Origin of the sequence: Anaerosolibacter carboniphilus, assembly GCF_014205875.1 — a bacterium.
GTDB classification, from domain to species: Bacteria; Bacillota; Clostridia; order Peptostreptococcales; family Thermotaleaceae; genus Anaerosolibacter; species Anaerosolibacter carboniphilus.
On the sequence record NZ_JACHEN010000007.1, the window covers coordinates 104,631 to 120,822 of the forward strand.

General features: G+C 36.3%; 13 protein-coding genes. 8 read left to right on the plus strand and 5 right to left on the minus strand.

The features are described from left to right. Positions 1-40 precede the first annotated feature (40 nt). From HNQ80_RS07345 to HNQ80_RS07365, 5 genes are all read right to left on the minus strand, one after another. Positions 41-3,001: a Tn3 family transposase gene (locus tag HNQ80_RS07345; protein WP_184309691.1), complete on the minus strand. Its 2,961-nt coding sequence runs from the start codon at positions 2,999-3,001 to the stop codon at positions 41-43. A 38-nt stretch (positions 3,002-3,039) separates the two neighbouring features. Further along, positions 3,040-3,582, minus strand: coding sequence for a recombinase family protein (locus HNQ80_RS07350; protein ID WP_330602799.1), 543 nt, complete (start codon positions 3,580-3,582; stop codon positions 3,040-3,042). Positions 3,583-3,614: 32 nt separating this feature from the next. Continuing rightward, entirely contained in the window at positions 3,615-4,340 is a 726-nt protein-coding gene (locus HNQ80_RS07355) for a sulfite exporter TauE/SafE family protein (protein WP_184309695.1), read from the minus strand. A gap of 66 nt (positions 4,341-4,406) precedes the next feature. Then, positions 4,407-4,970, minus strand: coding sequence for a recombinase family protein (locus HNQ80_RS07360; protein WP_184309697.1), 564 nt, complete (start codon positions 4,968-4,970; stop codon positions 4,407-4,409). A gap of 793 nt (positions 4,971-5,763) precedes the next feature. Then, complete coding sequence (locus HNQ80_RS07365) at positions 5,764-5,988, minus strand: ferredoxin (protein ID WP_184309699.1); 225 nt, start codon at positions 5,986-5,988, stop codon at positions 5,764-5,766. Between the two features lie 302 nt (positions 5,989-6,290). On the opposite strand from HNQ80_RS07365, the gene HNQ80_RS07370 reads away from it, so the two are divergent. From HNQ80_RS07370 to HNQ80_RS07405, 8 genes are all read left to right on the plus strand, one after another. Continuing rightward, positions 6,291-7,001: a response regulator transcription factor gene (locus tag HNQ80_RS07370; RefSeq protein WP_184309701.1), complete on the plus strand. Its 711-nt coding sequence runs from the start codon at positions 6,291-6,293 to the stop codon at positions 6,999-7,001. Continuing rightward, complete coding sequence (locus HNQ80_RS07375) at positions 6,991-8,373, plus strand: sensor histidine kinase (protein ID WP_184309703.1); 1,383 nt, start codon at positions 6,991-6,993, stop codon at positions 8,371-8,373. Before HNQ80_RS07370 ends, HNQ80_RS07375 begins: the two co-directional genes overlap by 11 nt. Before the next feature lie 111 nt (positions 8,374-8,484). After that, positions 8,485-9,222, plus strand: a complete 738-nt coding sequence (locus HNQ80_RS07380; protein WP_184309705.1) for a glycosyltransferase — start codon at positions 8,485-8,487, stop codon at positions 9,220-9,222. A gap of 211 nt (positions 9,223-9,433) precedes the next feature. Beyond that, a complete protein-coding gene (locus HNQ80_RS07385) occupies positions 9,434-9,601 on the plus strand; it encodes a hypothetical protein (protein ID WP_184309707.1) in 168 nt (55 codons plus the stop codon). A 426-nt stretch (positions 9,602-10,027) separates the two neighbouring features. Next, positions 10,028-10,753, plus strand: coding sequence for a glycerophosphodiester phosphodiesterase (locus HNQ80_RS07390; protein WP_184309709.1), 726 nt, complete (start codon positions 10,028-10,030; stop codon positions 10,751-10,753). Between the two features lie 149 nt (positions 10,754-10,902). After that, a complete protein-coding gene (locus HNQ80_RS07395; RefSeq protein WP_207726905.1) occupies positions 10,903-11,298 on the plus strand; it encodes a four-helix bundle copper-binding protein in 396 nt (131 codons plus the stop codon). Between the two features lie 353 nt (positions 11,299-11,651). Then, positions 11,652-13,052 carry a Na+/H+ antiporter NhaC family protein gene (locus HNQ80_RS07400; protein ID WP_184309711.1) on the plus strand — a complete coding sequence of 467 codons (1,401 nt, stop codon included), beginning with the start codon at positions 11,652-11,654 and terminating at the stop codon, positions 13,050-13,052. Positions 13,053-13,704: 652 nt separating this feature from the next. Beyond that, the gene (locus HNQ80_RS07405) at positions 13,705-16,170 is read left to right on the plus strand and encodes a heavy metal translocating P-type ATPase (RefSeq protein ID WP_184309713.1); all 2,466 of its coding nucleotides are present in this window, start codon (positions 13,705-13,707) and stop codon (positions 16,168-16,170) included. The last annotated feature ends 22 nt before the right edge of the window (positions 16,171-16,192 follow it).

Below are 16,192 nucleotides of genomic sequence, written 5' to 3' on the forward strand. Positions count from 1 at the left end.
CCATCTCCACATCATATGAAGTGTTGCGATGGCTTATTAACTATATGGCTATTTCTATTGGTATTCTTTCGTCCATATCCAAGTCAAAATGCCCATATGGGTTTATATGTGTATAAATCAGTGGAGTCAGTGCTCTGAAATCTTCAGGAGCCATAATATCGTATATCCTGCTCTGTGTTAATACCTGCTGTATCATAAGGGTATTGATATATACAAGACAGTTTTGCAGTAAATGTAGACTTAACACTGCAATTTCCTGGTCTTCAATTCGATTCGTTGATATTTCTCCACCTTTACCATAGAATATAAAAGAGTTTGCAGAATTCCAATTCTCAACGACATTGAGCCCTTCATGAATCTCCCTTCTAAGTTCCTCTGAATCAAGGTATTGGCACAGAAATATTGTCTTTATAGCTTTGCCTAACTCTGCAAGTGCTTGATAAGTTGGGTGTTTCAGATTATTTCTTGTGAAACGTTTCATAATAGCTTCTGTCTCAGCGGTTCCAAGTCTTAAAGCTGTAGCATACTTAACCATTTGGTCATATTGCTGCCGAATAAGATCCCAATTGATAGGTCTAGTAAGAATCGGTTGAAGGTTTGGGAAAGCATCACTTATGCCAGTATCTGGGCGATAAAGCTTTTGTGAGTTTATTGCCTTTAATCTGGGCATAAGCTGGAAGTTTAACAAGTGGCAGAAAGCAAAGGCAACTTCACTTTGACCATGGGAATCTACAAAGTTTTTTTCTATTTCCATGTCAGTACAATGCTTTAATAGCCCATCGATCATAGCTGATACTTCGGAAGATGAGCAAGATTTGAGTTGTGAGTAAATACAGGTTGAATTCTTTTCAACGTGCCAGTAGATCATTACACCACGGCCCCGATATCTTATGTGCCATTCTGTCATGAGGTTCTGATCCCATGCCCCAAATTTCTTTGAATCTGATGCACACGTGGTTGTACCTTCACCCCATACATCTTGTACTCTGGCTTTTAATATAGCATTTACTATTTCTGATATGGCATTTCTAAGATTGTCTTTATGTATAAATTTTTTACGGATATACAGCAGATCATTATAGCTCTCTCCATGATTGCCAGCTGCTACACGCTTTAACCCGGTATTAGTACCAAGTCCATATAAAGCTAATATAAGGCGTTTTTGTATTGTAGATCGGTCTAATCGTTCATGCGTGGCTACAGTCTTGAAGTGATCTGTGAAATTAATTCGAAGATCTGATTCTTTCAAAACATCTAATAAATTAGTCATTGGCCATAAATGAAGTATTTCTGATTTTAGCTTTGATAGATTTTGTGGTTCCTGCTGCGGAGCACTTGGGGATAAAGTTATCCATCCATTACTCCTATCGGATAATCTTACTTTCGAATTCTTGGGGATTTCATCATTAAACTTAGACAAAGCAGTATACATGCTTTGCTTTATACTGCTTATAAATTCATCCGCATCCAAGGGCTTCTTTAATGCACTATAGTTTTCTTCTCGGCGTTTTTCAAAATCAGTCGGTAGGTCTTCATCAGGATTCCTATACCTGCTTGCTCCTACTACCCATATTTCTTTGCAACGTAATTTGTCCCTTAAAGACTGCAAAGCAACTATTTCATAGTTTATCCTGTTTACTCGATCTCTTCCAGCATCGTCTCTTTCTATAACAGCTTCTTTCATTCCTGGTCTAACTACACCTTCTATGGGAACATAATCAGTTTCAGAAAAGTAATGGGTACCGATATGATAATATTTCCGTATAATTTCTAATGCTTTTATTACAGGCTTATGCATGTCATTATTTGATCTAAATTCAAGAGTGTCTAGAATTTCTGGAACCATACGCCTGTAATGTGTACTATAGGAGGCTCTCATAACCGTATATACCTTTTTCTTATATGCAGAACCAGTATTTTTAAATTCCTTTACTAAAGCTTTTAAGGTACTCTCGCTTACCACAGGGAATAATATTTCACGAATAATGCCGTCTGGATTACTTAGTGCTGCATCTGCCATTTGAAATAATATACCTGTTTTACCGTTTACTTTCCGAAAGTCATTTATAAGTTCTTTATCTACTTTTCTTTCAGCTCTTACACTTATTCTGTGGATTATCTGAATGAGCAGTTCTATAAGGTTATCTGTTATTTCTCTGCATCTGAGCCAAAAGAACGCTGATAAGAGAGTATACCTAACAGCTTCAGGGTGTCTTCTAAGTTCTCTCAAATCTTCAGCTACAGCCCTTTGCTTATATTTTTTTAAAACCTTTTGGGGGATATTATTAAATAGATCATTGGGAAGTCCAAGCTGTTGAATCGTCTTTAGTTTCGTTACTTCTCTAAATACACTTTCCAAGCCTATGCGTCCAGGATCGGCGCGCAGTTCACTGAAAGAAATATTGTCTTCATTGCTGCCATCAAGTTCATTTTCATCATATGCAGTCAGGTCTTTAATTAAGTGATCCATCCTAGATATTGAATCTGGAGACAGTTTCTTATATATATCCTGAAAGAATTGATTTTCATAGGTGTATATTGCTGATTTTGTTAAACGATCTATCCTATCTGGTGTTGGAGGCTCAATATGCAATTCCCTGAACCGTTTATAAGCTTCAACTTTTAGATGATCTATATCCAGATCGTAGTATAAAACGTGCTTACGTAGCCATTCAGTCATATTATTAGCATCTTCGGCCGATGGCTCACGAAAGCCAAAGAAATCTCTTATCTGTGCTTTATGATTAAAGAATGTTCTGCTGTTTATATCATAAAGCTCAAACTGCCGTGCTTCTGTTTGCGTTTGCTTTGCTATGTATTCGATAATTGTTTTAGGGATTTCACCTTTTGAATTTGGAAATCTTGCTTCATATTGAAAAAACTTAAACATAACAGCGAAACCCAATCTTGTTTCCCCTGTTTTGTTGCCAATCGTAGATAATTCATTTGGTAAAAAAGTAAAATGTTCGATCAATTCGTCTACTTCCCAGTTACGTTTCACAAAGCATCTCTCCTAACCGAATGTAGTTTCTATTGATACTATTTTCGGCTTTTCTCTCTTTGTTCTGCATACCTGTAAAGACTCGTTTTACAAACGCCTGTGGCTTTTGTTATTTCAGAGATAGAATATTCTTTGCTATCATACATCTTTAAAGCCAGGTCAACATCGTTTTTGCTTTTGGATGGGCGACCCCCCTTACGACCGCGTGCCCTGGCACTGGCAAGTCCTTCCTTGGTTCTTTGACTGATTAAATCCCTTTCAAATTGACTGATGCCAGCAAAGATTGTAAACATCAATTTGCCCTGAGGCGTGGTCGTATCCACCCATGCTTCCTTGAGGCTTTTTATATTGGCACCTTTTTTCTCTATAAGCTCCACAATTTGAAATAGATCTTTTGTGGATCTGCTCAAGTGTGTTAGCTCACTTATAATGATTGTATCTCCTGGTCTAATGTTATCAAGCAGTCGATCCAGCTCTGGACGCTCTTTTTTCGTACCAGTTATTTTCTCACAAAATATTCTCTCACAACCGGCTTGTGTTAACTGATCCATCTGACGATCTAAATTCTGATCTTGCTTAATAACGGACTATTCTTTCAAGTAGATTCTTACTGCTAGCCCATAATGAGCATTTGGAGTCCTATTAAAGACAATAAGATACTAACAAATTTCATGAAATTTTCTTTAGACATTTTTTCAATGATCTTCTTTCCACTCCATGTACCAAATATCATGGCAATTCCCATAAAAAGCCCAATGAAAATCTCCTTTGATCCTATGCCTAAATATTTCTGATAGACGATCGTTTTAGTGATATGCATTGCCACTGCTGTAACAGCTTCGCTAGAAATATAAGCAACCGGAGAAAGGTTTAATGATAGAAAAAGAGCGGCTCCAATTGGGCCAGCGCTTCCCACAAGACCGGAAATTAGCCCTACGATTCCACCTCCAATGAACATTACTCTATTATTCGCCTCAAATTTCAACAGCTTATAATATTTTAGAATGACAAATAGAATAATAGCTGCCCCTATAGTTCTTGTTACGAGACTTTTGGGAATAGCAATAAAGGACAAAGACCCTATTATGCTCATAGGGATCGCTCCTAATATAAAGATTTTCACAGGTTTCCATTCAATCACCTTAAACCCCATGAATACCCTCGATAGGTTTCCAATTAGTTGTGCAATCGTAAGAATCGGAACAGCCAAAGTAGTACCTATTGTATTTGTGAGGAGTGGAAGCAACAGCAATGCTCCACCAAACCCTGCTGCACCAGATATCGCTGCAGCTAAAAAGCTGCCAACAAATAAAACCATGTATTGTGTGATATTTCCCATTCTATAAAACATCTCCTTTAATCCCTTCGGATAACATATCAATCCTGTGGGTATATTCAATAAACTCTATAACCCACCAAGCTCTTTAACTCGACGATAAAAGGTGCCACGGTTCAAATTAAGTTTTTGCATAGCATCAACAGCTGTAATTTCACCTTTTTTCCAAAGACCTATGACTTTATCCCAATCTTTTGGCTTATCAATTTTTGGTCTTCCAAACTGTTTTCCTTTGAGACGTGCAGCAACAATTCCTTCTCTTTGTCGCTGCAGGGTACTTTCTCTTTCAAGCTCTGATAAGGCTCCAAATATAGTAAGCATAAATCTACCCTGAGGAGTAGTAGTATCAATATTTTCTTTTAAGGATACCAGGTCTACCTTTTTATCTTGAAGTTGTTGTACGATGGAAAGCAAATCCCTTGTGCTACGGGCCAATCGGGATATACTTTCTATATATAGGGTGTCACCCTCCCTAACGTACTCAAGCATTTTTTTCAGTTGTGGTCTGTCTGTATTTTTTCCAGAGACTTTTTCCATAAAGAATTTATCAATTCCTAAATCAGATAAAGCCATTTCTTGTCTGTCCATATTCTGATCAGTGGTAGATACTCTTATATATCCAATTTTAGACATGTAAGTTCTCCTTTTTTTATAATTTTACCTCTACAATATATCACTTCTGTCACATAAATACCATGAATAATTTTGTGATGTCACAAAATATGAAATCAGATATTTAGTGACATGATTTTCTAATGTCACAAAAGGTATACTTTTTGTGATTATATTTTATACAATTAGATATTGGCGAGACCCCTTATTTGATTTATACCATGTGGAATAGGATGCATACTGACTACAATTTTACATGGAGTATCTCCGTATGTTAACTTGGATAAATTTAAACATTGAAGTAAAATACCTAACTTTTTAATCGGGAATCTTCAATCAAGTAATATCTATAACTAAAATATATTGGCAAAAAGTACTGCTTGTTAAATATTTAGAACATTGTAGATCTTAAGGATGGATTTAACAATTATATTTTGAAATAGGGATAATACCAGCAACATGGTTGTTGGTATTATCCCTATTTGTAGAATCAAGTTAAAACTTTAAAGCAGTTATAGAATACATAAGAATAAATAAGTGATTGTTTATTATTTTGCAATTCCTAAACTACACTGTTTGAGGAAAGAATATTTATTGTTTGTATAATCCTGATATTATTGTATTAGTAAACGATTAATTACAGATCATTTTAATGATTATTTGATTTGGTAGAACACATTATAAGCACAATAAAATCAGATAATAACAACTTAGTTATCGAAATTCTTACCCAATTTTCTGGAGAACATAAAAAAGAGTCTCTTTGGTAGTTATGATTGTAAGCTAAAATCATTGCCAAAGAGACTCTTTGAATTTAGTATGAAGTATAATTATTCGTATTTATGAGAGTATCATCTATTGTAATAGACCAAGTAGGGCAGATAGATTCAGCATGCCTAGCCATCATAAGTAATTCGCCACTAAGTTCTGTATCTAAGGATATAGGTTTGCCATTAATATCTGTTTGGAAAACATCAGGGCACACCCCACCACACAAACCACAATACATACATGAGTTTTTATTGATAAAGGCTTTCATGGACATCACTCCTATTATCTTTTAGATAGACGCTGCTAATCTACAAGTACTTCATACATTTGATATGAAACGACTTGTTTTAAGTTATTTCCCTAAAATCGATGGATTATACAATAATGATGTTAGAATAGATTGAAAGATATAATTGCATATAGATTGAAGAAGGACTGTAGATTAGAGGATATAATAATCGTGAAAAGATAATATTAAAAGATCATACGCTAGAAATGTAATTCTTGGCCATTATATAATGAATATATTATTGAACAAAACTAAAATGTAGAGTATAAGGATGGATTACCATGGATGGACAGAAAAAGATTTTGATAATTGACGATGAACACATGATCACGGATGTAGTGAGAAGCTACTTGGAGCACAGTGAGTTTAGCGTTCATGTGGAGCATAATGGAAAGGAAGGATTAAAGGCATTTAGGGATGTTAAACCAGACCTGGTAGTGCTGGATCTCATGCTCCCAGATTTATCGGGAGAAGAGATCTGTAAAGAGATCAGAAGGAGTTCACGGACACCGATTATCATGTTAACTGCAAAGGTTGAAGAAGAAGATATATTGACAGGTCTAGACATTGGTGCTGATGACTATATGACGAAGCCCTTTAGCGGGAAGCAATTAGTAGGAAGGGTGAAAGCAGTCTTAAGACGAACAGAGAGCGACCCAGTACCCCTTTTTAATATAATGACCTTTAATGATGGAGACTTAGAAATTAATCTGATAAACAATGAAGTTAGAAAAAAAGGGGAATTGATAAAACTAACGCCCAGTGAATATAAGATACTCCTTTCGTTGGTAAAGTACCCGAATAAAACCTATACTCGGGATGAACTGATTTATGTTGCATTGGGGGAAGATTTTGAAGGGTATGATCGGATTATCGATACACATATAAAGAAGCTAAGGCAGAAGGTGGAAGACGATCTAAAGAACCCTAAGTATATTCAAACCGTCCATGGATTTGGATATAAGTTTGGAGGCGGAAAGAATGAAGCATAAATTGAGGACAAAGCTATCCATCACCCATGGGATCATTACTTTAGCTACTATTACGATTATTGTATTATTATCTAATTTGCTAGTGGATAAACAATTTATTGGTTTTGTAAAAGACAGTAATCAAAGAAAGATCGATAATATTGTTCATGATATTATGCATCAGTATCATGAAGAATGGAACATAAAGAAGATCGAAGAGACAAGCCTAAGAGCATTGGAAGATGGTTTGGTTATATCTATCGTTGATTCTACTGGAAAGATTATATATGATACTGAAAAAGCTACTAAAAAGAAGATAGAAGAATTATTAAGTCCTATCAATCGTAATATGAGAGAGCATTTTCACTCTTGGAGAGGTGAATTAGAGACAAAAAGAATTTCCTTAGCACATGGACACGAGAACACTGGGGAATTAATTATAACCTACTATGGACCGTTCTATTTTACTGAGAGAGATTCGAGCTTTATCCGTTCTTTACATGATGTATTAAACATTACTAGAATTATTTCTGTAATTTGCGCTCTAATTCTAGGGTTTGTTATCGCAAAACAGATTAGTAATCCTATAACAAAGGCCATACAGGTCACAAAAGAAATTGCGAAAGGAAATTTAAAGGAACGAATCCGTGTGAAATCTGATATGGTCGAGATAAAAGAATTATCAGATTCGGTTAATTTACTTGCGAGTACATTAGAAGAACAAGAAGGCATAAGAAAAAGAATTGTAGCAGATGTTTCTCACGAATTAAGAACGCCATTATCTGCGATTCAAATTAACATGGAGGCCTTGGTAGATGGCGTGCTTCAACCTACCCATGGAAGGCTTGAGGGAATATATAAAGAAGTTCTTAGGGTGAATCGCCTGGTAGGCGACCTGACTAAACTAGCAAAGTATGAGAGCCGAATAGAGAAAATAAATAATAGAAAATTTAATATTAAGAAGGTTATTGAATCTATTGTCACGACTTTTGAAACGGAAATTCAAAGAAAAAGTCTAGCTGTCACCGTAAGGAGTGGTGTCCAGGAGATTTTTGGTGATGAAGACAAACTTAGTCAAGTGATCGTAAATATTCTCTCAAATAGTGTTAAATACAGTAAGGAATCAGGGTCTATAACTATAGAAACAGCAGAACAAGAAAATAACTTTGTGATAAAAATCCGGGATGAGGGTATTGGAATACCAGCTGAGGATTTACCATATATTTTTGAGAGATTTTATCGCGTAGATAAATCGAGGGATAAAGCCACAGGAGGATCAGGCATTGGCCTTACGATTACAAAGGAAATCATTGAGGCCCATGGAGGGACAATTACTTTGGATAGTAAGTTAGGCGAAGGTACTGAAACCACTATTGTATTACCGAAACAATAATAACAAAATAGAATTTTCTTCATTTCTCTTCACAAAATCTTCACAAGAAGTTCGTAGTATTAAACCATAAAGAACAGACAACTTGTGAAATTGTATAAGGAGAGATGATAGATGAAGAGACCAGCCATATCTTTAATTATACCTGCATATAACGAAGAGAAAAGAATTTATAATACATTGTTATCGGTAAGCAAAGCAGCAAGACTTTTTGAAGTAGAAACAAATGAGAAAATAGAGATTATTGTGGTTGATAACAATTCAAAGGATCGAACAGCAGAAATAGCCCAGATATTTGGCGTAAGAATCGTGCAGGAAGAACGTCATATCATATCTGCAGTAAGAAATACTGGGGCTAAAGCTGCTCAGGGTGATATATTGTGCTTCTTGGATGCAGATAGCGAGGTGAGTGAGAACATATTTAATTTGGTTTACCAAGCTATGCAGACAGGGGAGTATATCGGTGGTGGTGCAAAAATGAAGTTAGATCAGGATGGATTATTCTATAAAGGACTGTCCTTCGGATCGCTTGTGATGTCTTACATCACAGGAGTAAGTGCAGTATTGATCTATACAAAACGGGAAACCTTTGAGAAGCTTGGTGGGTTTGATGAGAAGTATTATGCAGGGGAAGACTTGAAATTCATATTTAACCTTCGGAAAGAAGGAAAGAGACTAGGAAAGCAGTTTAAAAATATCTACAATGGATATGTAGTAACATCTGCAAGAAAGTTTAATGCCATGAGTTTAAAAGATATCACCTTGTTTGCTAGACTGCTTGTCAATAATAGGATGATGACGAATCCAGAATACTGCTATACATGGTATGATTTAAGTAAACGGGGAGAGTAAGAAGAAAGTTAATTGTATGCGATTGCTTTAAGATCTCTTACGAAGTGGAATATATGTGAATAAAATTATGCTAAGCCTACCTTTGTATTTTCTAAACCTTAAATCTTGTAAATTTATTAATCAACGGGATTGGAGAACCATAGGATAAAAAATGGCACAAAAATTGCAATGATTCTAGTTCGCGTTTTATTATATTAGAGGAGGTGTCTATATGGGCTGTTGTGGTGGAGGTCATCAAAATCATCATTCAACTAGAAATCAAACAAATAATGAGATGAAACACCAAAATCATCATCAAGAAAAAAATACTTTTTCTGCTTATTTACCTATGTTTGTAGTGCTAGGACTTGGATTGGCAGTACTGTATTTCTTTAAGTAATCGAGTAGGAGCTGAATAATTATTCAGCTCCTACTCGGTTTCAAAGTTTAGTGGGCATATATCAAATCGAATATATGGCAATCTTACTTTATTTGCTAGATTGCTTCTTAATAATAGGATGATGACAAATCTAGAATATGGCTATACTTGGTATGATTTAAGTAAATGAGGAGAATGGCTAAGCGGTGGAAATACGTATAAGTGAAAAAGTAAAGAAAAGTTTATTTCATAAAGACAAAAAGCCACTTTCATGATGTGGCTTTTTACATTATTTAGGTGCCTTCATATCTATAGCAGCTTATTGAGGATAAAATCTATTTATACTGTAGTTCAATCACAAGACTTGTTTTATGGATAGATATGAAACATAAAAGAGACAAATTTAGAAAGCAAGGAATATATTGAATATGGAAGGGGTTGGTATCGTTGAAGAGACCTTTGGTTATTGCCCATAGAGGTGCATCGGGAGATGCTCCTGAGAATACACTTGCTGCCTATAAAAAGGCATTAGATTTTGGAGCTGATGGCATTGAGATAGATATACATTTAAGTAAAGATGGACGTTTAATCGTATGTCATGATGAGAAAGTGGATCGAACAACAGATGGAAAAGGTCTTATAAACGACATGACACTGCGGGAGATAAAAAGATTAGATGCTGGTAGCTGGTATGGGGAAGCCTATCGGGGAGAAAAGATTCTTGTGCTAGAGGAAGTACTAGATCTTTTAAGAGAGAAAGATATTCTATTAAATATTGAATTAAAAAATGGAATTATTCCCTATAGACAGTTGGAAGAAAAAGTGCTCCAGCGAATTAAAGACTATCGTATGAAAGAGAAAATTATTATCTCTTCGTTTAATCACACTAGCCTAATGAAAATAAAACAATTAAATCAATCAATAAAAACGGGTGTCTTGTATGTGGCAGCTCTTGTAGAGCCATGGGAATATGCTAAAAAAATAAAAGCGGATGCGCTCCATCCGTTATTCTATAATATTAGACCCGAACTCGTTAGAAACTGTCGACAAAGCAGCATAGATATTAATACTTTTGTCGTAAATGAGGCAATAGAACTTTCGCTAATTTCAAAATTAGGTGTATCAGGAATTATAACCAACTATCCTGATCGAGCCAGACGAATTATTGGGTGATTATGTTAAGGGGGCAAAACTATTAATAGATATTGATTATCAGGAAGAATCAGTTCTTATACTAATGAGCTAGATAAGATGAACCCCTATATATCAAAGAGAATTTTGGAAGTGTAAATATATAAAATAGAAATAAGGGGGAAATATGAATGCCTGAGCATATTCCAGAACATTCTCATATGGAGTATGGGAACTATGATCAAATGATGATGTATCATATGATGCATCACGAACAACTTATAAGAACAATTCAAGATTGTGAGGTAATTTGCGAACACATGATTGCCTATTTAAAACACATGCCTGATGTTCATACGAGAGTAGTCCAACTGCATCTATTACGCGATTGTGCAGATATATGCGGATTAACTGCTAAATATATCGCACGTAACAGCACTTTTGCAAAGCATATTGCAAATATTTGTGTCTGTATTTGTGAAGTGTGTGGTGGAGAGTGCGCAAGATTTTCAGATCCTAAATCACAAAACTGCGCGAGGGTTTGCCTACATTGCGCACAACAATGTCGTGCATTTGTTATGATGTAATACCATTGTGAAGTTGTTAGTAAGTTATTCTCATAAAAGAGAATATAATAAGAATAATTATTATGAATAAAATATGGGTGATGTTCAATCAAAGGCTACCAAGGATATGGCAGCCTTTGATTCTTGTTAATTGATATTTTAATATTCTACATTCTACGAATTTTTAAGCCTAGCAATCATACTGCTAGGGGGCTGTCCATTACTAGATTGAAGAAAGTTTGTAGAATATTAAAATTTGAGAAACAAATACTAAACTTGAAATATCTTGTTCGCATACTAAAAATTTCACTCTTGAATTTGAGTAGGAAGCATTTAATATTTTAAAGTATTTTAAGGAAAGAGGATGATTATATATGAAGTGGCTTGCCATAATACCTCCGTTGATAACTATCATAATAACCTTTAAGACAAAAAAGCTGATACCTGCTTTGTTTGCAGGAGTAGTAGTAGGTGCGTTTTTACATACAAGGTCCCTGTTCAATGGTATCACTGCTATCGGTGGTTATATTATTGATGCTGTTGTCAGTGAGGACAGTGCATATACCCTTGGTTTTCTAATTGCTTTTGGTGCACTTGCAGACCTCATTGAGATGGCTGGTGGCATATCCGGTTTTAGTGATCGGGTCGGTAAATGGATAAAAGGCGAAAAAGGAGTCTTTGCATGGGCTTGGTTTCTAAGTTTGTTTACCTTTTTCGATAGTTCTTTTCATACCATTGCTGTAGGAACCATGCTAAGTCCTATACTGCAAAAGGTAAAGGGTTCAAAAGAAAAATTTGCCTTCATTCTTTCTGTAACAAGTCTACAGCTTATTTTGTTAATTCCTATTGCTACAGCCTATTTAGGGTATATGGTGGGACTCGTTACGAATAATATCAAAGGTAAAGGAATACCTGGAAGTGCGTATACAATTGTAGTAAAGAGTGTATTATGGAATTTTTTCTCTTGGTCTATGATTTTGATTGCCGTTGGTGTTACTATATTTGGATTAGGGTTTGGCAAATTTAGAATAGGAAAGACAATGGAAGAGGAAGATGAATTTACCAAAGGCCATATAGAGAAGGAAGCAGGCACTGGTAAACTGATAGAAGAATACCCGAAAAAAAGTTCAAATCTTTTGGTTCCTGTGGTGATATTACTTATAAGTACTGTGTTCTTCTTTTGGTGGACAGGAAGAAAAGATGCGACAACATTTTTTGGAGCAATCAGTGCCGCCAAGTTTAATGTCTCGATTTTTGCAGGTATTATGCTGACCTTGTTTATTACAAGTATATACTTCTTGTTTCAGAAAATTAGTCTCGCTGAAATAGAAGCCCACATCATCATAGGTGCTGAAAAGGTCGTTTCTCTACTCATTATATTGGTTCTAAGCTGGGCACTGACAATCGTTACAGAAGAATTAGGATTTAATAAGCTAATCAGTGAAGGTTTCATAAAGAGTATTCCTAAAATGTTGATACCATCGGTACTGTTTTTAATAGCTGGAGTTATAGCTTATACGATTGGATCATCATGGGCTACTTGGGCACTGATTATGCCTTTAGCAGTGAATTTTGCCTTAAATTCTGGTGTCAATATCGAAATCATGGTAGGGACAGTATGGGCTGGAGGTGCTGTAGCAGATGTAATATCGCCTCTATCCTCACAAATGGCGGATACTTCTTTTGGAGAGCACTTAAGCACTTCTTTTCCTTATGTTATTGCAGGGGTTATCCTATCTTTAGTAGGCTATTTAGTCGTAGGGTTTATAGCTTAAATAAATATGTAGCAAATGCCAATGGGCCTGTACCAAATAATACACTACAGCAAGTAAAAATATGTTTAAACGTGTGAAAAGATTAGGAAAATAAACTAAAGAAACTATATTTATAACCTTTATTCAATAAATGATATAGTAAAACGGGACTTAGCACTAGAGTTTTATGAAAAAGTTTCAGAAGGATATAGATTAACAAAAATCAAATTTAAAATTGGCATTATAATTGCATGAATATTATACGGAGAGAGAGATTTAAGGTTCCCCCCTTAAAACGTCAAACTCTTTATAGCTAGTGGGCCCCCACTAGCTATAGTTATTTTTAATGGTTTGATTGGGTAGACTATGATTAGAAAAAGTAAAATAAGTACTTGAAAGTTAGGTAATCAGGGTTGAATGAGTAAAATGTATATTATTAACCATAATGTAAGTACTAGTAATTTAAATACAAGTGGATATGAGAAAAGGCTGTGCGTGGGCGAAAATATTTTTGATAATTATATAAAAAACATGTTGACAAAACCTGAAAGCAAATATATTATAAAATTAATATACCCAACGGGGGTATGGTACACGAGGCGCCGATTAGAAAAATTTCAGCAAAATATTTCTAGGCAATTTATTTTATAAGTATTTAAAGGGAGTGAAAACGATGAAGACGGAAAATTTAAAAATTTTTGGTATGACCTGTGCCGCCTGTGCTAAATCAACTGAGAAGGCCGTAGGCAAGCTGGATGGCATAGAGAAAGTGAACGTGAATTTTGCAACAGAGAAGATGAATGTGGAGTTCGATGAAACAAAACTATCCGTGGAAGACATCAAAGTAGCCGTAGCAAAGGCTGGCTATGAAGCAAAGGAAGAGGAAGATGCGAAGGAAGTAGCCATACCTGTGGCAGGTATGACCTGCGCTGCCTGTGCAAAGGCTATTGAAAAGGCTGTTGGGAAATTAAATGGAATAGAAAGCGTGGCAGTGAATTTTGCTACAGAAAAGGCAGTGATAAAGTATAATCCTAAGGATGTGCGGCTCTCTGAAATAAAGCAAGCTATTGCAAAGGCTGGATACACAGCCCTTGAGATTGAAAATAAGAATAGAGTCGATGAAGATAAGGAAAGAAAGGAAAAAGAGATCAAAACCCTATGGATGAAATTTGTGGTGTCTGCTATATTCTCCATACCCCTGTTATATATCGCTATGGGACCAATGGTGCCGTGGCTGGGATGGAAGATTCCAATGTGGTTAGATCCAATGCATTATCCTTTGAGATATGGCCTTGTTGAATTAATATTAGTAATTCCAGTAATGCTTGCAGGAAACAAATTCTTTACCGTAGGGTTTAAAGCGATAGCCCGTAGAAGTCCTAATATGGATTCATTAATTGCTATGGGTACATCGGCAGCATTCCTATATAGTATATATTCCATCTATAGGATTTCAATTGGGGATTTTATGTATGTAGAGGATTTGTACTTTGAGACAGCCGGTGTCATCATCACCTTGATTTTATTAGGTAAATATCTGGAGGCTGTATCAAAGGGAAGAACTTCTGAAGCCATTAAAAAGCTCATGGGATTAGCTCCAAAAACGGCTATTGTGATTCAAGAGGATAAGGAGATTGAAATTCCTATCGAAGAAGTGGAAGTAGGAGATATTATCCTTGTAAAACCTGGCGCAAAAATCCCAGTGGATGGAGAAGTTATCGAAGGGCATACAACCATTGATGAGTCTATGTTGACTGGTGAAAGTATTCCAGTGGATAAAAAGATAGGAGACAAAGTTATCGGTGCAAGTATCAATAAGCATGGCTCCATTAAGTTCAAAGCAACGAAAGTAGGTAGTGACACAGCTTTGGCTCAGATCATTAAGCTTGTGGAAGATGCCCAGGGTTCTAAAGCCCCTATTGCCCAAATGGCAGACATCGTATCAGGTTACTTTGTTCCCATTGTGTTTGTTATTGCTACATTATCAGCTCTAGCTTGGTATCTTACTGGTGAAAGTGCAGTATTCTCCCTAACCATATTTATCGCAGTGTTAGTGATTGCATGTCCATGTGCCCTAGGTTTAGCCACTCCTACGGCGATTATGGTTGGTACAGGTAAAGGGGCGGAATATGGTGTATTGATTAAAGGTGGGGAAGCTTTAGAAACAACTCATAAAATCCAAACCATTGTATTTGACAAAACAGGAACGATCACTGAAGGTAGACCAGAAGTAACGGATATTGTAACCACTGGAATTATTGAAAGAGACAAACTCCTTCAAATCGCTGCATCAGCAGAAAAAGGTTCTGAGCATCCCCTTGGGGAGGCCATTGTAAGGGGCGCAGAGAAAGAAAACCTAGAGATGTTGAAACTAGGCAAATTTCTAGCCATACCAGGCCATGGGATCGAGGTAGAGATCGACGGTGAGACAATTCTTTTAGGAAATAGAAAGCTGATGGTAGAAAAAAATGTGGCATTAGCTCAGCTTGAAAATGACTCTGATAGATTAGCATCTGAAGGAAAGACACCGATGTATATAGCCATGGGGAGTCAGTTGGCAGGTATTATTGCGGTAGCCGATGTAGTGAAAGAAAGTAGTGCAAAGGCCATTAAAAGGCTCCATGAGATGGGAATTGAGGTAGCCATGATTACTGGAGATAACAAAAGAACAGCAGAGGCCATTGCGAAGCAAGTAGGTATCGATAGGGTATTGGCCGAGGTATTGCCTCAGGACAAGGCCAATGAGGTGAAGAAGCTCCAAGGAGAAGGGAAAAAGGTAGCCATGGTTGGAGATGGCATCAATGATGCACCGGCTTTGGCCCAGGCAGATATCGGAATTGCCATTGGCTCAGGTACCGACGTAGCCATGGAGTCAGCGGATATCGTATTGATGCGAAGTGACTTGATGGATGTACCAACAGCTATCCAGCTGAGCAAGAGCACCATAAGAAATATCAAGCAAAACCTATTCTGGGCCTTTGGTTATAATGTTGCCGGGATTCCAGTAGCGGCAGGACTATTATATGCTTTCGGTGGACCAAAGTTAAATCCAATCTTTGCAGCAGCGGCCATGTCTTTAAGTTCTGTATCTGTATTAACCAATGCCTTAAGACTAAAAAGCTTTAAGCCATATAAGTAAAATAAACTAAAAAAATCAATAA